This is a genomic window from Microcoleus harperi Pol14_C6, assembly GCF_036701295.1.
GTDB lineage: Bacteria > Cyanobacteriota > Cyanobacteriia > Cyanobacteriales > Microcoleaceae > Microcoleus.
The window spans coordinates 1-18,420 of sequence record NZ_JAUBQN010000047.1; the positions used below are offsets into that span (position 1 = coordinate 1).

General features: G+C 45.7%; 14 protein-coding genes. 9 read left to right on the forward strand and 5 right to left on the reverse strand.

Features of this window, described 5'->3' with window-relative positions; genetic code table 11:
* Positions 1 to 387 precede the first annotated feature (387 nt).
* From QUA27_RS23625 to QUA27_RS23640, 4 genes are all read left to right on the forward strand, one after another.
* A complete protein-coding gene (locus tag QUA27_RS23625) occupies positions 388 to 1,095 on the forward strand; it encodes a TMEM175 family protein (RefSeq protein WP_333071032.1) in 708 nt (235 codons plus the stop codon).
* 59 nt (positions 1,096 to 1,154) lie between these two features.
* The gene (locus QUA27_RS23630; RefSeq protein WP_333071033.1) at positions 1,155 to 1,643 is read left to right on the forward strand and encodes a cupin domain-containing protein; all 489 of its coding nucleotides are present in this window, start codon (positions 1,155 to 1,157) and stop codon (positions 1,641 to 1,643) included.
* A 210-nt stretch (positions 1,644 to 1,853) separates the two neighbouring features.
* Entirely contained in the window at positions 1,854 to 2,066 is a 213-nt protein-coding gene (locus QUA27_RS23635; RefSeq protein ID WP_333071035.1) for a hypothetical protein, read from the forward strand.
* 213 nt (positions 2,067 to 2,279) lie between these two features.
* Positions 2,280 to 2,651, forward strand: a complete 372-nt coding sequence (locus QUA27_RS23640; protein ID WP_333071037.1) for a DUF4342 domain-containing protein — start codon at positions 2,280 to 2,282, stop codon at positions 2,649 to 2,651.
* 86 nt (positions 2,652 to 2,737) lie between these two features.
* On the opposite strand, the gene QUA27_RS23645 is transcribed toward QUA27_RS23640, so the two are convergent.
* The 3 genes from QUA27_RS23645 to QUA27_RS23655 form a co-directional block, all read right to left on the reverse strand.
* Positions 2,738 to 4,069 carry a serine hydrolase gene (locus tag QUA27_RS23645; protein WP_333071038.1) on the reverse strand — a complete coding sequence of 444 codons (1,332 nt, stop codon included), beginning with the start codon at positions 4,067 to 4,069 and terminating at the stop codon, positions 2,738 to 2,740.
* A gap of 292 nt (positions 4,070 to 4,361) precedes the next feature.
* Positions 4,362 to 4,694, reverse strand: coding sequence for a hypothetical protein (locus QUA27_RS23650; protein WP_333071039.1), 333 nt, complete (start codon positions 4,692 to 4,694; stop codon positions 4,362 to 4,364).
* A gap of 40 nt (positions 4,695 to 4,734) precedes the next feature.
* Positions 4,735 to 4,908 (reverse strand): hypothetical protein, encoded by a 174-nt coding sequence (locus QUA27_RS23655; RefSeq protein WP_333071041.1) that lies wholly within the window; start codon positions 4,906 to 4,908, stop codon positions 4,735 to 4,737.
* A gap of 276 nt (positions 4,909 to 5,184) precedes the next feature.
* On the opposite strand from QUA27_RS23655, the gene QUA27_RS23660 reads away from it, so the two are divergent.
* A complete protein-coding gene (locus QUA27_RS23660) occupies positions 5,185 to 7,050 on the forward strand; it encodes an AAA-like domain-containing protein (RefSeq protein WP_333071044.1) in 1,866 nt (621 codons plus the stop codon).
* A 409-nt stretch (positions 7,051 to 7,459) separates the two neighbouring features.
* Here QUA27_RS23660 and QUA27_RS23665 read toward each other — a convergent pair whose 3' ends face one another.
* Positions 7,460 to 8,206, reverse strand: coding sequence for a 5-formyltetrahydrofolate cyclo-ligase (locus tag QUA27_RS23665; RefSeq protein WP_333071045.1), 747 nt, complete (start codon positions 8,204 to 8,206; stop codon positions 7,460 to 7,462).
* 218 nt (positions 8,207 to 8,424) lie between these two features.
* On the opposite strand from QUA27_RS23665, the gene QUA27_RS23670 reads away from it, so the two are divergent.
* Entirely contained in the window at positions 8,425 to 11,166 is a 2,742-nt protein-coding gene (locus QUA27_RS23670) for an AAA-like domain-containing protein (protein WP_333071046.1), read from the forward strand.
* A 33-nt stretch (positions 11,167 to 11,199) separates the two neighbouring features.
* Here the strand turns inward: QUA27_RS23670 and QUA27_RS23675 are convergent, their stop codons facing one another.
* Positions 11,200 to 11,664, reverse strand: coding sequence for a COP23 domain-containing protein (locus tag QUA27_RS23675; RefSeq protein WP_333071047.1), 465 nt, complete (start codon positions 11,662 to 11,664; stop codon positions 11,200 to 11,202).
* 345 nt (positions 11,665 to 12,009) lie between these two features.
* Here QUA27_RS23675 and QUA27_RS23680 point away from each other — a divergent pair, with 345 nt between their 5' ends.
* The 3 genes from QUA27_RS23680 (at position 12,010) to QUA27_RS23690 (ending at position 18,393) form a co-directional block, all read left to right on the forward strand.
* A complete protein-coding gene (locus QUA27_RS23680; protein ID WP_190659271.1) occupies positions 12,010 to 12,507 on the forward strand; it encodes an HNH endonuclease in 498 nt (165 codons plus the stop codon).
* Between the two features lie 246 nt (positions 12,508 to 12,753).
* Complete coding sequence (locus QUA27_RS23685) at positions 12,754 to 14,028, forward strand: DHH family phosphoesterase (RefSeq protein WP_333071050.1); 1,275 nt, start codon at positions 12,754 to 12,756, stop codon at positions 14,026 to 14,028.
* A gap of 723 nt (positions 14,029 to 14,751) precedes the next feature.
* Positions 14,752 to 18,393 (forward strand): diguanylate cyclase domain-containing protein, encoded by a 3,642-nt coding sequence (locus tag QUA27_RS23690; protein ID WP_333071052.1) that lies wholly within the window; start codon positions 14,752 to 14,754, stop codon positions 18,391 to 18,393.
* Positions 18,394 to 18,420 lie beyond the last annotated feature (27 nt).

An 18,420-nucleotide genomic window follows, 5' to 3' on the forward strand; every position in this document is an offset into this window, starting at 1 on the left:
CAAGTTACTAAAAAAGATATTCATAACTGGTTTGCTCATTGTTGTTACTGTACCTCATGACTATAGTAAACGCTATATCTGCCACGATCGACTATGCCGTTATCCTACGTACTGTAGAAAAGCAAGGTTGTTTAATTCGCGCCGGCTCTCGGTGTCATGCCTGTAAATTGCCGAAACGGCGTGCTGCGAATGGCTGTGGCTGTTGAAGCCACACCAATACGGCAATGTCCATAATCGATCAATCTCGAAAGTTTCAACAATTGCTTTGCCCGTTTTACCCGTTGGGCGATCGGGTATTGATAAGGATTCGTGCCGATCGACGGCTTAAACAGATCGGCGAAAAGTCCGTTAAGGTTATCTGTTTTCAGCCGAGATTAGGCAAGCAAAATGGTTGGCTTTGTTGGTAAGTGCCAGCGATCGCGCATCGGTATAACACTTCACTGCAACCGACCTTATGCTAAGTTATTTTTGGAATTAGGAGCGATCGCCAGCGCAAGCAGAAAAGGAGGATGTACAAAAATGGGTAAAGGCAGGTTAGAAGCATTCAGCGATGGTGTAATCGCCATTCTCATCACCATTATGGTGCTGGAATTGAAAGTGCCCCATGAAACAGATTTAGCTGCGCTGCGTCCGCTAGTTCCAGTATTTCTGAGCTATGTACTCAGTTTTATTTATCTTGGTATCTACTGGAACAACCACCATCACTTGTTACAGGCGGCTCGGCACGTCAATGGTAATGTGTTGTGGGCTAATTTGCATCTGCTGTTCTGGTTGTCACTCATTCCCTTTGTCACTGCCTGGACAGGCGAGAACCACTTCGCGGCCTGGCCAGTTGCGCTTTATGGCACAGTGCTGTTGTTGGCTGCGATCGCTTACTTCATTCTTACTCGTGTCCTTATTTCTCACCACGGTAAAGATTCCACTCTGGCAATCGCACTTGGGCGAGACTTTAAGGGTAAGGTGTCAGTGGTGATTTATACCGTAGCAATCCTGCTATCCTTTGTTAACTCATGGTTGGCTTTCATGCTGTATGTTTTAGTTGCAATAATGTGGCTGATCCCAGATCGGCGTATTGAGAAAACTCTGAATTCGTGAAGAAGGTTCCCCAAAAATCCATCGCCAGCCAGCTAACACTTCGCTTTACCAATTAACAAATGACTATTCATCAAAACGGACTTTTAATTGAACCCGGTCAAGGTCGTTCTTACTACTTTGGTCAAGACCTCTATACCTTCAAAGCAGTTGGTGAAGAAACAGGGGAAGCCTATGCGCTTTGTGAGGTAATTGTTGCACCTGGTGGCGGTACCCCGACCCATCGGCACAACCGAGAAAATGAATCATTTTATGTTCAAGACGGAGAGATTGAATTCCAGCTTGACGATCGTACTTTCGTAGCGACTGCTGGAACCTTTCTTCATTCACCGAAAGGCCAGCTTCACCGATTTACGAATACCACCGCTACACCCGCTAAAATGCTGATTTGGGTCACTCCTGCTGGCTTTGATAAATTTATTGCCGAAGTTGGAAAGGCCGTGAATGGTGAGATTACCCTGGGAGCATCATTGAGTCCTGAAGACCTTGACAAAATTCTTACTACTGCTCCCAAGTACGGTATTGAAATCGTACCTCCACCATCCGAGTAGCGATCGTCCAATATTTTACCGTAAAACAACCACAATACACAGAAGTAAAGCGATAGCTCACAAGTATCTCGATCGAGTATGCTCGATCGGAAGATGTTCAGCTTGACAGCTTAAACACAAGTTGTCGCTGTCGGATTTCTCTTGACTCGATCGCCCGTGCTTTCCAATGTACTATAATTCAAATCCCAACCTTTGTTGGAGTATTTTTATATGTCCTTGCAACAGCTTAAAGAAAAAGCCTGCAAACTCTCAGTCAGCGATCGCCTTGCCCTGCTAGGTGCGAGCGTTCAATCGCTGCAAAGTACACCGGAAATTGAGAATTGGCAATATTTAACTGCACCTCCTCCTGCAAAGTTTAACAAAAAATTCAACACAGCAGCCACCAAGACAGCGGCTAGCAGTGTGTACCTTACTTGTATCTAGAGACCGGTTGTTTCAACAATATCTTCTCTATCTTTAGGAATAGATAAACCAGCCTCGCTCTAGCCAGACAAAAATAAGGTTTTGAGTAAAAAGGCGGGGGTGGAAAGTACGAATGCAGATTGTAGGGTTTCCTTGCCTGTCATTCCCAAGTGCGATCGCCGAAGATAAGAGTAGAGAAATTAAACGGCTGGTTTTCACCCGCCCTTACACAAAATGAACTCACAACTAGAACAACAAGTAACGATTCTACAAGACGAAACAGCAGCAGCCAAAAATTCAGCCAACCCAAAAGTTGAAACTCCTTTATTCGCTTCAGAATTCGCAACAGAAGAAAAAGTCCGAGTGGAAGAATTTAAGATTAGCGCCGACAGTTTAATTGGCAAAGTCAAAGAGCTAATTCAGCAAGGAAAACTCCGCCGCCTCGTCATCAAAAACTCGCAAGGGCGGACTTTGGCAGACATTCCGCTGATGGCGGGATTAGTGGGCGGAGTTGCAGGATCGGTAGTCTTTCCAATTGCTGCTGTACTTGCTACAGTGGGGGCAGTTGCGGCTCATTTGACTGTCGCTGTCGAGCGCAAAGAATAGTCATTAGTAATTAAAAATCTTCTCTTCAAGTCCGCGAAGGCGGACTTTGTTTGTTTACTAGCGATTTCAATCGCCGAATTGCCTTATCAACGCAAATTATCCGGTACTTTCGCCGCAGGTTGGTCTAAATAATTGTAAACAATTCGCGAAATCCGGCGCACAAAATCTCTCACAATCGGGTCATTGTAAGGACGTTTGACAAAGATTGCCGCTAAATAACGCTTGCCGTTGGGCATATCAATAATTCCCGCATCGCCAACCACAAAACCGATATCTCCGGTTTTGTCAGCAATCACGGCTCCTGCGCCTAAGCCCGAAGGTAACAGCGTTCTAGTTGTGGTGCGCCGCAGTAATTCTAAAGCTTGTTCCCGACTCGATTCAGAAACTAATTTATCGCGAGACAGCATCGCCAGCAGCTTTACCATATCCACAGAACTGGTTGTATTTGTTCCTTGAAAATCGCCGAGCCAATTGCGAATTCTGGTATCAGTTAATCCCCAACTGCGAAAACGCTCGTTGAGTTTAGCAATTCCCCCCAAACGTTCAATAATCATGTTGGTGGCTGTATTGTCGCTGATGGTAATCATTTTATCTACGGTTTCTCTGATGCTAAACCGAGTTCCATCTGGTTCGTCTTGCATAGTTCCAGAGCCACTGGCAACTAAGTCGGACTTCATAACTAATGTTTCGTCTAGGCTAACTTTGCCTGCGTCTACATCTTGATAAAAGGCTATCAGAATCGGTAATTTGATGGTACTCGCGGCCGGAAATACGCGATCGCCCTTGATATCCAAATAGTTTCCTGTATCTAAATCCAGAAAAAACATTCCGGCGCTCAGGGATCTATACTGTTCGATCGCACTTTCGATTTGAGGCTTGATGGCTGTCATTTCCGAGGCGGTTGACATCACCAAATCAGTGGAATAGTTTCTCTGATTTTCCGGCGAAACAGTGGGCGTAACTTGACCTGCTGCTTGTTCTATCCGGGTAATAGCTGTGGGTATAAAAGACTCGTTGCCCGCTATTTGCTCGGGATTTGGCAACTGAAACGACCAGCGCGTGGCAGATTCTCTAATGACTCGGACTTGTTGCGGGTCTAACTTATAACCGGGAGTTAATTGTATTACTAACCTGGTAGTTCCGCTGTCAAACTGCCCGACTCTAATTTGTTGAATAGCTGAGTTGTAGCTTTGAGGACTTTCGGGATACTCCAAGACTATTCCCGGTAAGTCAATTACTAAGCGGGTGGGATTGGCGATTAGTTTGACTTCCGGCTGAACTCCTGAATCTGTGGTTAAATTGAGCTGATTTCCCCTGGGATCGAAGTGCCAAGATGTTAGTGTATCAGCTTTTGCGGGCAGGGCGATCGAGAAAAGGCTAAGGGCGGCCGGCAACAGCCATCGCAGTTTAGGAGTCATGTGTGAAGAGAAAGAGTTTAACGGCTGCAACGAGAAAGCGGCTGAAAAAACCTTATCAACCGCTTTCGAGACGAAGCACATAGCATCATACAGTCAACTTTTGCCTGCAGCCGTAATTTTTTTTATTTTCTTTGAGAATAGTCGGTTTCCGGGACAGATCTCAAATCCGCTTCTATTACCCATTTTTATTCCAGTCTCGCCCAGGCGGACGAAAGCGTGCACAGTCGTGGATTCTCTTGGCAGAATTCTTGTTTTGCAGGCAAAAATTTTATTAGCCTGAGATGAATTAAAGTTAGGCGACTTCTCGATTTCTAGCATCTTCGAGCGAGTCAATCGCAGCTTTGAGAAAAACTTTTCCTTTCGCAACAAACCGGCGATCGCTCAAAGGATCGTAAGCTTCCCAATTACCGCTAACTTCGCGATCGCGCCACAAAAACCAGCAGCGGTAGATTTCCCCGCTATCTATATCATCGCACAAAGCCAGCCAATCATCCCCCGTGAGAGCGCTAGCATCTAATGCTACCAATTCCACCCATGCAAGTGCAGTGCAGGCATCAATCGCCTCAGCGTCAACGGAGTCAGGTTTGGTAGCTATAGGTTGTGGCGAACACAGTGTAGACTTCATAATTTCTCCTTAATTCAATTAAATCAATCAATCAATTCCCCTATTTATGCAACTGACCCGGTACGCCAAGTGGAAAAACTGTGTTTTGATGAATTTCTGGTTGGTCAAATTTACCAGCGGCTGATGCTTCTGTTAAATTATTAAGTGTATTAATTGTGAAAATGGCGGCGGTTCCCAAAGCGGCCATTGCCAGTCTATGTAAGATTTTGCTCATTTGGCTGCTCCTTTTTTGCTTGGTGTATCTACTCTAAAAAGTTAAGCGGTGATTAGCGGCGGAGATTGGGGAGTTAAGAAAAACTTTTTCTCCTCAAATATATTCAACTGTTGAAGCCGTTATCAGGACAGAGTTTGAGGAGTCGATCGCCCCAAAAACCTCTTCAAGTAAAATTCCTTAAATTCCGGCTGGCTGATTATCTTCCTTAAAATCGTCCAAAATAGGAACTTAAGGCGTTAAAATTTCTAGATTCGTTCCCCTTTCACTGCAAGCGAAGTGCTCAAGTCAAAACGCGATCGCGGTCGCATTCTCACTGCCTCTGGCTTAAAGAAACTTAACGAGGCGCTCCAAGAATGGTCTGACCGAAATAACATTAGAGGTACTCTGACTGAAATCGAGGCTGAATCTGGCGTAGGTGCCGATACAGTCAGCAAAATTAAGCAGGGTAGAGAAGGTGCGGATTTGAGTAAAATTCGACAGTTGTTCGCGGCTTTTGAAATGACTCTGGCTGCTAGCGACCACCGATCGGCTAAACTTGAGGAACCGGAAAATTTAGACGAGCTGGACAATTCGCCGGCAGCGGAAGATGCAGCCAGCAGCAGAATTGTTAAAGTATTTGTCAGTTATCGCAGCGCTGAACCCGATCGCGAGTTGGGAAAACAGTTAGAAACGGCCTTAAGCGCGATCGGTCATACAGTTTTTACCGCAGAAAATAACATTAGATTGGGAGATAATTGGTTCGATCGTATTAATTTCTTCCTCCAAGAATGCGATTATTTGCTGATACTTTTGCCGCCAACAGGAAACCAAAGTGAACTGCTAACATATCAAGTTCAGCAGGCAAAAGAACTGCAAGACTCCCGCCCTGACAGAAAACCAATAATTCTCCCCATCCGCGTAGATTTTCCCCTCAACGCGCCTCTCAATCACGACTTGCGGGGCTATCTGTACCGCATCAAACAGAGGGAATGGAAAACCACCGCCGACACTCCAATTATTATCGAAGAGGTTCTGAATTTACTAGCAGAACAACCCGCACCCGTCATAGAAGAAACGGAAGATTTAACACAAAAACAGCTATTAGAAATTAGCAGCGACGAAATACCTCTACCCGCCGCCGAACCTGAATTACCGGGAGGACAAGTCGATGTCGCTTCTCAATTTTATGTAGAACGCCCGCCCATCGAAGAACGCTGCTATCAAACTATTGTGCAGCCCAGCGCGTTAATTAGAATCAAAGCACCAAGACAAATGGGCAAAACTTCCTTGATGGCCCGAATTTTGCATCACGGAGCCCGTCAAGGCTATTGCACCGTGCCGCTAACTTTTCAGTTAGTAGATAAAGGCGTATTTGCCAACTTAGATAAATTCTTAAAGTGGTTTTGTGCTTACGTCGGCCGCGAGTTGCACTTACCAAATCAATTAGAGGATTATTGGGACGAAATTTTCGGCAGCAAAGTCAACTGCAAAGACTACTTTGAAAAATACATTTTACCGCAAATCGACAGTCCTTTAATTTTAGGATTAGACGAGATCGATCGCGTTTTCCAATATCCCGACATTGCCGAAGACTTTTTAGGACTGCTGCGGGCGTGGCACGAAGAATCGAAGCGGCGCGATATCTGGAAAAAACTGCGATTAATTGTAGTTCACTCCACCGAAGTTTACATCCCGATGAACATCAATCAATCGCCTTTCAACGTCGGATTGCCCGTCGATTTACCGGAATTCAACCATCAGCAAGTACAAGAGTTAGCAGCGCGGCACAACTTGAATTGGTCGGAGGCAGAAGTTGAGGAATTGATGGCAGTTGTCGGCGGACATCCGTATTTAGTGCGAGTTGCATTATATCACATTTCGCGATCGGGTTTGACACTCGATGAATTAAAAGAAACTGCGATCGCAGATGCGGGAATTTACAGCGACCATTTGCGCCGGCAGTTGTGGAATTTGGAAGAATATCCAGAGTTGGCGCAGGGGATGAGAGAGATTGTGGCGGCGGATTCTCCGGTGCAATTAAAGGCGATGCAGGCGTTTAAATTAGACAGTTTGGGGTTGGTGAGATTGCAGGGGAACGAGTGCGTGCCGAGGTGCGAACTGTACCGACAATATTTTCGATCGCACTTAAGCGCGATCGTGTAAAATTTTGTGCGTAAGTGCGGTAAGTAAAAATTAGGTGAATGATACCCATGAACGATATTTTTTTGATAACTTCCGATAATTGGCTGGATTGGATAACCGTGTTTGGTTATCTAGGTGTTACTGTTTTCATTATGTGGCGCGTGTTCACCACAAAGTAAATATATCAGGACAGGAACCACAAATCATTGAACATAGCTATATCAAATTACCTTCTTTTTCTTCTTGTTTGCTTCGCGTCCTTCGCGCCTTCGCGGTTCGTTAAATAAATAGTAAAATAAGAAAATAATCAACTACACCCTACAGTAACTTGTCGCGTGAGTCAGACGAAGTTTTATGGCGCTTTTTCAAAGCTTTAAAGCTGACGTACTTGAATTTCCTAACTTTTTATGTAAAAAAACAAAATATTTATCTAATCTTGCTGCCTCAACTTTCGCAAAATCGGAATTTGTTCCAACTGTTCCGGCCGTAAACTATCCCAGTTTAACCCTATTGGACGCGGATAACTTGTATTAGTCTCAATTACCTCCTCAGCAGTAACTATCCAATTCAGCGCCCAATCGTGAGCCTGCATTGGTAAACGCGAATCGGCGACTATTTGCAAAGGATGCACTGTTGTTACAATTGGCGTATCGATTTGTACTAACCCGAATTCCTTCAACATAGCCAATTCTAAATCCGCAAATCCTGCACCTTTCCCGGTTCTTCCACCGTTGGGGCCGGCGGCTACACAGCCGACTATTACTAAATCAATTGGCTCCATTTCTGCAAAACTTACCAATTTTCCGCACGTGAGTGCTTTGCGGGCGATCGCACTTTCGGCAATAGATATATTTTGCCGCTGCAAATCCTCAGCAGTTAACTCAACAAAACAGCGATCGTCTGTCAATCGCGGTACTGCCATATACAGGCGTTTTCCATCTTGCAAAGCTCGCATCCGCACCGGAATTTGTGGCGAATCTGGATTGCACTTAATCGTTTTTGCTTGTTTCCATATTGGTAAATTTGCCAATCTTTCGGCAGCCACCTGTGCACCGACAAAGTTGGGAATATGACCGAACGGATCGCCAATAGAGGCGGCTTGCTGCTTCAGCAAAGACCAAATTTCCGATCTTAAGTAGTCTTTGTCTTGGTGATATCCAGTCCAATCAGTTTTCATACTGTAAAAAGAAGGAAGAAGGAACAAGGAACAAGTAATAATGATCCTATAGCATTTTTTTTTGCCATTAATCTCTTACATTTAATTAATTTAGTGAAATAAATGTGGTAGAATGAATCATATAAAATTCTAATAACCCCTCGATTCTTTAGTCTCGCATTGCGGGAATTTCATCTGGAAAGGAGCGGTTTCAACCGCCGAAGGTTCTTTTTTATTGTATGAATTTTACCACAAAGCCCAGTTACTATCAAGTCGGTGGGAGTTTGACAAATAACGCTCCGAATTATGTGAAGCGGCAAGCCGACGACGAGCTTTATAACGGATTGAAAGCCGGGGAATTTTGCTATGTTTTGAATTCCCGGCAAATGGGCAAATCTAGCTTGCAGGTGCGGACAATTCAGCGGCTGAGAAATGAAGGAATTGCTTGTGCTGCGATCGACATTTCGGAAATTGGCAATCGCGGCGTCACTCCCGAACAGTGGTATGCTGGTTTGCTACGCATTCTCGAAAATAACTTTAACCTGTCGGATATTGTCAACGTGCGGACTTGGTGGCGCGATCGCAATTTTTTAACCCCGGTCCAAAGGTTGAGCGAATTCATCGAAACCGTATTGCTACCCAACATTTCCAGCAATATTGTCATTTTTATTGACGAAATCGACAGCATTCTCGCCCTAGATTTTCCCGCCGACGATTTTTTAGCGTTAATTCGATCGTGCTACAACAAGCGCGCCAACAATTCAGAGTTCGATCGCCTAACTTGGGCCCTCTTAGGCGTAGCATCGCCGACAGATTTGTGCCGCGAGCAAAATGCCACCAGCAATACCCCTTTTAATATTGGCAAGGCGATCGAATTAACTGGTTTTGACGAAACAGAAGCTCAACCGCTAACAGCGGGTTTGGCAGAGATCACAGACAGCCCTCATGAAGTTTTGAGAGAGGTTTTGTATTGGACGGGCGGGCAGCCTTTTTTGACTCAAAAGCTGTGCAAACTATTGTTGGAAAATGCCGAATTAATCCCGAATTTACCCCCCCCAGCCCCCCCTTGCCAAGGGGGGGAAAAAGATAAAATTAACATTTCTAAAGAGTGGGTGGAGAAAGTAGTGCGCTTGAAAATCGTGGAGAATTGGGAAACTCAAGATGTGCCCGAACATTTGTCCACAATTCGCGATCGGCTTTTCAAAGAAAACCAGCGCATTGTCAGGAGACTGGGATTGTATCAGCAAATTTTAGAACAAACTGAAACTGTCCCCGATGGTAGTGCCGAACAAATGGAGTTGCGATTAAGCGGATTAATCGTTAAGCGCGGGGAAAAATTAACAATTTCTAATCCTATTTATGAAGCTGTCTTTAACAAAGAAGTAATTAAAGACAAATTAGAAAAACTATCGCCTTACTCGGAAGCGATCAAACTCTGGCTAAATTCTAGCTGTGAAGATAATTCGCAACTGTTGCGAGGGGATGATTTGCAGTCAGCATTAGTTTGGGCTGCAGGAAAAAGTTTGAGAAACGAAGATTTTCAGTTTTTGACTGCCAGCCAGAAAGTTATTTTGAGCGACCAAAATCAACTGCTGCATTCAGCTACACTAGAAACCAAGAAAGCAGTGTGCGATGCCGAAAAAGCTTGGAGTGAAGCTGACTCTGCCAAACAAAAAGCCAAACAGTGGATCGGCATCGGTTCTGCGGTACTGGCAGCATCGTTAGTGGCGGCGATCGGCTTTTCAACTCTCGCTTACCAGCGGTTTAAACTAGCACAAGCAAGTATTGAAATCGAACAAAATGGCAGCGATGCTTTATTGTTGGCGGTTTCTCAAAAGACAGAAAACAGCGAAGCTTTATCAGAAGCTTTACTTAGAGCGATCGCCTCCGGAAAAAAATTAAAGACCTTGGTTAAAAACAAGCATAAGCTAGAACAATATCCGGCAACGAGACCGCTGTTGGCCTTACAAATAATCCTTGACAAAATTAGCGAAACACAGGATATAAAAGCCTCATCGCTTCCGCAAACCAAGATAAATTGGCTAGCGCATAAAGGTGCAGTTACCAGCGTCAGTTTTAGCCCGAAAAGGCAAATTTTAGCAACCGCAGGAATAGACGATCGAGTTAGAATGTGGAACTTTTCCGGGCAAAAAATTGCTGAATGGAAAGCTTTACAGCAGTCAGTTAATATGGTAAATTTTAGCCCGAACGGTAATTTTTTAGCGACCGCCGGAAGGGACAGCACTGTTAAAATATGGAATTTATCAGGTAAAAATATTTCTACTTTGAAAGGAATTCAAGGCTCTGTTACCAGCATCAGTTTTAGTCCCGACGGAAAGTTATTAGCGGCGGCAGGGATAGACAGCTATGCTGCAATTTGGGATTTGTCTAAACTGCCACAATTAGTATCGTCTAGCCTGAAACTCCCAGGTCACAACGGCTTAGTGAGAAGCGTAAATTTTAGCCCAAACGGCGATTTCCTAACGACTTTAGATGGCAAATCTACAGTGCGACTTTGGAATTTGTCTGGCAAGCTGAAAAAAACACTGCCTATTCAGGCAATTGGGATCAGTTTCACTCCGGCTAAACACCAGTATCGCTTTGCTACAGTAACATTGAATGGCAAAGTAGGGCTGTGGAATCTATCAGAAGAAGGATTAGTTAAGGAATTTCAAACGTTGCATTTTGATGCGAAATCCATTAGTTTTAGTCCCGACGGAGAACGGCTTGCTACAGTGGGAATTGACAAGACTGTACGGCTGTGGAATTTAGCAGGGCGACAGGTTGCTCAATTTGAGTTTGAGGAGAATGTTGTTAGTGTCAGTTGGAGTCGAGACGGAAAGCAAATTGCTGTAGCTGGAAGCGACGGCACTGTCTGGCTGAGGCAGGTTGAAGGGTTAGAAGAATTGCTCAAGCAAAGCTGCAATTTTTTCACCACTCAACCGAAGTATTTTACAAGAGTTTCAACTCTCTGCAAGTAGGACACGGCAATGCCATGTCCCTAATGATGACTATCAATTTACTTTAACAGGCGAAACACTTACATTAGGATTTGTAACTCTTTTTAAGAGTTCTTGTCTGGCTTGTTCTGGATTTTGACCTTTGGGTACTTGATATAATAATCTACAGGAACCGTCTTGAGGATTAGCTGCACAAATAATTAGTTGACCTGTGGACGATGCACCTGCTGTGACAATATTATCCCAGCTTCCTTGCGGTTGCGAGTTGTTGAGAATTCCTGAGACTCTGGTACACCGAGTAATCGCATCTTCTCCTGATTCATTGAAATAGTTATCAGCTAGCCACAAAATAACGGGAATATTTTTGCCCTGTTGGACAGCAATTGTAGCTGGACGGCCGCCAGCAGCGCCGCAGAAAAATGAAGGGGTTTGGGCAAAGGCTGGACTGTTTGCTAAAATCGGAGCAGCAAGGGCAATAATTGACGCGCTAAAAACTGACTTTAAGAGCCGAAATTTCATGAGCAGTAATAAGCTTTTTCATTTAAGGTTACTAATAGTCTAAAAAGTTAAGCTGTTTGTTGCCGGGAAGATTAGGCATTTAGAGAAAAAAATAAAATTTATTCTGCAAATTTTTGCCATCGCACACACTGGCCTCATCTGAGCCAAAACTCTGGGAAAAAAGCTCGCTGACAAACACGAAAGGCAGAGAATAGATGCAGCCATAGGGGGCGCAGGCGCGAAGGAATAGGGTAAAGGTGCGGTTTTTCACCGTTTTTTGCGCTCCCCTCGCTGTTCCTGATGCCGTCCCACCTAAAGTGGAACCTGTGTTAACATCAAAAAAAATATTCTCTTTAATAATCAACAATGGGCAATGTTCTGGTGCTGAACGCCTCCTACGAACCCCTTAACATCACCAATTGGCGAAGGGCGGTAGTTTTGTTGCTGAAAGGAAAAGCAGAACAGGTAGAACACAACGGGAAATTTATTGCGCCAAACTTCCCGCTACCAACTGTGATCCGACTGCGGCATTATGTCCGAGTTCCCTATAAGGATATTCCGCTGACCCGCCGGAACATCTTGCACCGGGATGCACACTCTTGTCAATACTGTAGTTATACGGGGGACGATTTAACCCTCGATCATGTAATTCCCCGATCGCGCGGAGGAGGCGACAGTTGGGAAAACCTCGTCACCGCCTGCGTGCGCTGCAATGTCAATAAAGGCAGCCGCACGCCGAAAGAAGCGGGAATGCCGCTGCGCTATCCGCCTCGGAAACCTCACAGCGGTCTTTATTTTGAAGTGACTAAACACGTTAAGAGCGGTATGCACAAAGAATGGCAAAAATATGTAATAGGCCTTTAAAACCCCTGTCAGCGCAAGCGCGGGGGTTTTTTGCAGAAGTTCTGAGTCCTGAGATTGCTTCGTTCTTGGGAACACACACTCTCTGCATAAATTAAAAAGTTAAACAGTTAAAGAGAGATTTTACGCTCTTAAATCAGGTTTCTCGTAAGAAGTATGGGCTTTGACAACAAGGCATCTACAAAGAAGCCGGGTTTAAGATCGAATGCCGTGCAAATCCTGAAATAGTTAAATTGTTAATTTTCAACGATGAAAGACCATCTCCCTACCAATTCTGATGAAACATCTGGCAACCGCGAAGGTGAACTTGAGGCCAGCAGCGAGGTTGTACCCGCAGTGAGTGCGCCTGGAAAACGGCGCAGCAAAGCCGAAGTTGGTTCCCAAGAGAATCGCGGCCGTCTCCGCGAGGAATTGCACGATCGCAAAGTCGAGCAATTGCGCCAAATGTTCGATCGCAACAAAGGCACTCGTCAATTAATATTGCTGCAAGATTTTCCAGACCCCGACGCACTTTCAAGCGCTTGGACTTACAAATTAATCGCCGAACAATACGATATCCTCTGCGAGATGATCTACGCCGGGGCCCTCAGCCACCAAGAAAATATTGCCTTAGTTAAATTGACAGGGTTGCCGTTGCAGCGGTGGACGCTGGAAACAGTAAAAACTAAGGATTTGTCGGTGTTTCAGGGCTGCGCTTTCATAGACAATCAAGGGACTACTTGTAACTTAACCGAGTATATTTTAGCGGCTGGAGTTCCGATCGCCGCCGTCATCGATCATCACAATTTGCAGGGAGAAATGAACGCAGAATTTACCGATTTGCGCCCTCAAATCCGCGCTACAGCCACGATTTTTGCCGAGTATTTACAGGCTGGACTCCTAACTCTCGACGCCAGCGTCAGTCTGCACATCAAGTGCGCTACAGCTTTGATGCACGGTTTGCGATCGGATACGAACGCCCTCAGACAAGCTCAGGAGGAGGACTTTTTAGCTGCGGCTTATTTGAGCCGGTTTTACGACCCGCAGTTGCTGAATGCGGTGTTGCAGTCGTCTCGTTCTAAGTGGGTGATGGACGCGATCGAGCGATCGCTCAAACACCGCACTGTCCAGAACAATTTTTCGATCGCCGGCATCGGCTATCTCCGCTATGACGATCGGGATTCTATTCCCCAAGCGGCGGACTTTTTAGTAACAGAAGAGAACGTACACACAGCAGTTGTCTACGCAATTGTTCACGACAAAGACGAAGAAATTGAAGTAGTAATTGGCTCGCTGCGAACTAATAAACTTACTCTCGACCCCGACGAATTCATTAAAGAAGCCTTCGGTCAAGATGCTCAAGGACGCTTTTTTGGCGGTGGTAGAAGTCAAGCTGGAGGTTTTGAAATTCCGGTGGGATTTCTTTCTGGCGGCAATGAGAACAGCGATTATGCAAGGCTAAAATGGGAAGTATTTGATGATCAGATAAAGCAAAAGTTGCTGCATTTAATTAGCCCTAAAGACAATCCTGTTTACGACCATTAACTCGGGAGTTTTTAGGTGTGGCCTTGATTCCAGCAAGAGCCTCGGTTCCGCCTCCGGTTACTACGAGCTTTTGCCACGTTTTTTTCTCGTTTCGGGCAAAATCTCTATTTGAGAATTAGCCCTGGACGCATTCTAACTCTCATCAACCGGGTTTTTTAACTCTTATTGAGGGTTTGAGCGGAGTAAGGGGGTTAAAAAACCCGGTTGCTCCGTCTAGGACTAACAATAATAAATTTTATCCCAATTTACCAAAAATACACACCCAACAAACCGTTTTTTTTACTAGGGTCAAGGGAGGCAACGAAGTATTTTGGTAAAAACCCCAGGTTGCGGGTAAAAATTAGTTTTATTTAGTTTACTAAAGCCCACAACATAATTATTGTAATTTAATAATTATCGAGGCTAATTTTTTTGAGGTTTACTCTATTTTAGTTAAAAAAATAACAAATTTTTAGAGTTGCGGCAGGAGAGTTTTGATAAATTTTTATAAAAAAGCGCCGTATAATAAGGAAAAGAGAGAGGGATAACGATAACATATTTTTGGGAGAAGTTAGCTAAGGAAAAAAGATTTATAGCCTTTCATGAAAGTCTTTATTTCAACATAAAATGTGGGTTTCTTTTCTCAAGAAAGCAACCAGTTGCTACGAGTTAAAAGAAATTATTATATTTTTTTGTGGCAGGCTAGAATAGTAAAAAATTGCTTAACAAAAAAGGAACGCGGAGATGTCTACAAACCAGACTTTCTCTTGGTCGTTAGAGAAAAATCTAGAAAAAATTTCTGAAATTGCACTTCAAATCAACGAGTTCGGGGAGCTGGAGACAATTTTGCAAAGTGCGGTAGAAGAAACTAGGGTGCTGCTGCAAACCGATCGCGTGATTATTTATCGCTTCTTACCAAAAGGAAATGGCGTAGTATTTGCTGAATCGGTTGATGCTCAGTGGCCGCGAATCCTAGGAAAACAAATTTATGATTCTTGCTGTGAAGCTACCTGGGTAGAGCGTTACAGCCAGGGACAAACGAGCAGCATTTCTGATATTCACAGCGGTTCTCTTCAAGCTTGTGATGTCGAATTGCTCGATCGCCTCCAGGTTCAGGCAAATTTAGTTGCGCCAATCTTGCTAGATGGCAAACCGCAGCAATCTCCGAAGCTTTGGGGACTGTTGATTGCTCATCACTGCCGAAGTCCGCGTCAGTGGGAACCTCTCGACGTTCAGATCCTGCAACAGGTTGCAATGCACATCGGGTTGAGGATCCGGCACTTGGAATCTCACCGCCCGGTACTGGGGCCAAATCAACCGCCGGAACTCGAAACAGAACCAAATCAAACTGCAACCACTACAGAAAGCGCGCCCAGAGTCAATCATCAAAATTGTCTACCACTAGAGTTTGCCTATTCCCTGAGCGGCGATATTGTCCACCTCACGGCCTTTGACTTGTTGCAAAACCCGATCTGGATATTTGATATTGAGAATTTGCAAATGCGGTGGGCAAACCAAGCATCCTTGTACCTGTGGAATGCTCCTAGCCGGCAAGAACTTGCGAGCCGCAACTTTAGCGATGTGTCAGAGTCTACTGGGATTCGCTTGCAGACATATCTGCAGCAGTTTCAGCAAGGCAAAACCTTGTCCGAGCAGTGGACGTTTTACCCGGGCGGTCAGCCTGTTTCTGTCCGCTGTCGGTGTTCTGGGATCGGGATTGAGGGCGGGCGTTTGGCAATGCTGGTCGAGGGTACGGTCGAAAGCGCCGATCGAATGGAGCCGGAAATCCTGCGATCGATCGAGGCACTCCGGCACACCACGCTCATGGTTTCCCTGTACACCCTAGAAGGCTTACCGCTGCTGGAAAACCCGGCGGCATTGCGCTGTTATGGGGATGCGCTGCACCCTCGCTCTGCGTCAGATAATGCTTTTCTAAGCCACTTTGTTGACCCTCAGGTAGGAGAGCGAGCAATGGGAGTTCAAGGGTACGGCGAGGTATCGATCACTGAGGCTCAAGTGATTACTCTGGCTGGGATTCGCTGGCACAGGATCGACGTGCGGTGTACCCAAGACCCGGTAACAGGCAACCCGATGTTGGTCGTCAACGAAAATGACATTACCGCTCGTCGCCAGCAAACAGAAACTGCCCTGCAACAGAATGAAACCAGGTTGTCAGAAGCCCAGCGGGTTGCCCAAATCGGTAACTGGGAATGGGACGTGATTACGGGTAAAATTACCTGGTCTCCCCAACTATTTGAGATTTTGGGACGCGACAGGGCACTGGGCGAACCTACCTATGAAGAAAACCTGCGGCTTTACCATCCCGAAAGTGCCAAACAGCTACACCTGGTAGTTCAACGAGCGCTGACTCGGGGAGAGCCTTATCTATTGCGCCTCAAAGTCTTGCGCCCGAATGGTTCTATCCGCCATACTGAAGCCAGAGGACAGGCCGAACTCAATGCAGAGGGACAAGTCATTCGGTTGTTTGGTACATCCCAAGACATTACAAATCTTGTCAAGGCGGAAACAGAACTCAGAGAATTGAGTACAGCTCTTGCTAATGCAGTTGAGGGCATCTCGCGGCTGGATATTTTCGGACGGTACATCACCGTTAATCAAGCCTACGCGAATATAGCAGGTTATCAGCCTGAAGAAATGGTTGGTATGAATTGGCAGAAAACAGTTCACCCCGACGACTGCGACAGGATGATGGGGGCTTATCAAAAAATGCTGGCCTGCGGCCGAGTGGAGGTTGAGGCCCGTGGTATCAGGAAAGATGGTTCGATTTTTTACAAGCAATTGGTGATGTTGGCAGCCTACGACTCGCAGGAGCGATCGATCGGGCATCACTGCTTTATGAAGGATATCACCGATCGCAAGCAAGCAGAAGCAGCATTAAAACTAGAGTTCCAGCGTCTGAGTATAGTGATTGCTACCCAACAGGAAATCGCCATCCGCAATCCCAATCTTGATGCAGTCATGGCTGTGATTGCAGAGAGGACTCAAGATTTGACCCGCGCCCATGGAGCAGTGATTGAAATGGTTGAAGGGGATGAAATGGTGTATCGGGCAGCCAGCGGTATCGCCAGCGCCTATGTTGGATTACGGATCAAAGTAGGGACAAGTTTATCGGGAAAATGTATTGCGACTGGTCAAATCATGCTTTGCGAGGATTCAGAAACCGATGCACGGGTGGATCGGGCTGCCTGTGAGCGCATTGGTCTGCGGTCAATGGTGGTTGTTCCCTTGTTCTATCAAGACGATCGGGTTGGGGTCTTAAAAGTGCTTTCAGCTAAACCCTGTGCCTTTACACAGTCAGATATCCAGACCTTACAACTGATGGCCGGGTTTCTGGCAAGCAGCCTGCATCTGGCTTCAGAGTTTGATGCCAAAAACATTCTCCTGAGTCAATTACAGGAAAGTGAGGAACGCTACCGTTCTGTGATTACTAGCATGACAGAAGGTGTCGTACTCCAGCTAGCAAACGGACAAATTACTGCGTGTAATGCTAGTGCCGAAAGGATTCTAGGGCTGACCCCGGAGCAAATGATGGGGCGCACATCCGTAGATTTAGACTGGCGAATCGTTCGGGAGGATGGCCAACCGTTTCCGGGCCAACAGCATCCGGCAATCCTCACCCTGCGCACGGGACAAGGGCGATCGAATGTGGTGATGGGCATTCACAAATCGGATAAAACGCTGACTTGGATTTCGATTAATTCTCAACCGCTGTTCCATTTCAATCAGTCTAAACCGTATGCGGTAGTGACGACTTTTGCTGATATTACAGAACGCAAGCGGGCGGAGGAGATGCTCAGACACCGGGCGGAACAAGAAAGATTAATTGCTACGACAGATGGGTTAACACAAGTAGCAAACCGCCGCTGTTTTGATGAGCGATTGCAGTCGGAATGGTACCGACTGATGCAGGGCAAACAACAGCTTTCGTTGATTATGTTAGATGTAGATTATTTCAAGCGATATAACGATTGCTACGGACATCAAGCTGGGGATACTTGTTTGGTGCAAGTGGCGAAAGCTGGTGCCGCCGCGGTTAAACGTTCTACCGATTTGTTTGTGCGCTATGGGGGCGAAGAATTTGCTGCTATCCTGCCGAGTACGGATGCTGCCGGGGCGATCGCGGTTGCTGAGTCGATGCGTCAGGCAATCCGAGATTTGGGAATCCCTCACGAGCAATCTGAGGTAAGCTCAATCGTGACTGTGAGCATGGGAATTGCAACTGTGATTCCCACTGCGGAAATATCACCCGATGAACTCGTTGCAGTCGCCGATCGAGCATTGTACGATGCGAAACGACAAGGGCGCGATCGCTACAAAAGCGCAAACCCGATGACGGCGCCAGAGGTTAATCCAGTTGTAGAATAGGCAAAAGGTAGGTATATCCTAGATTGC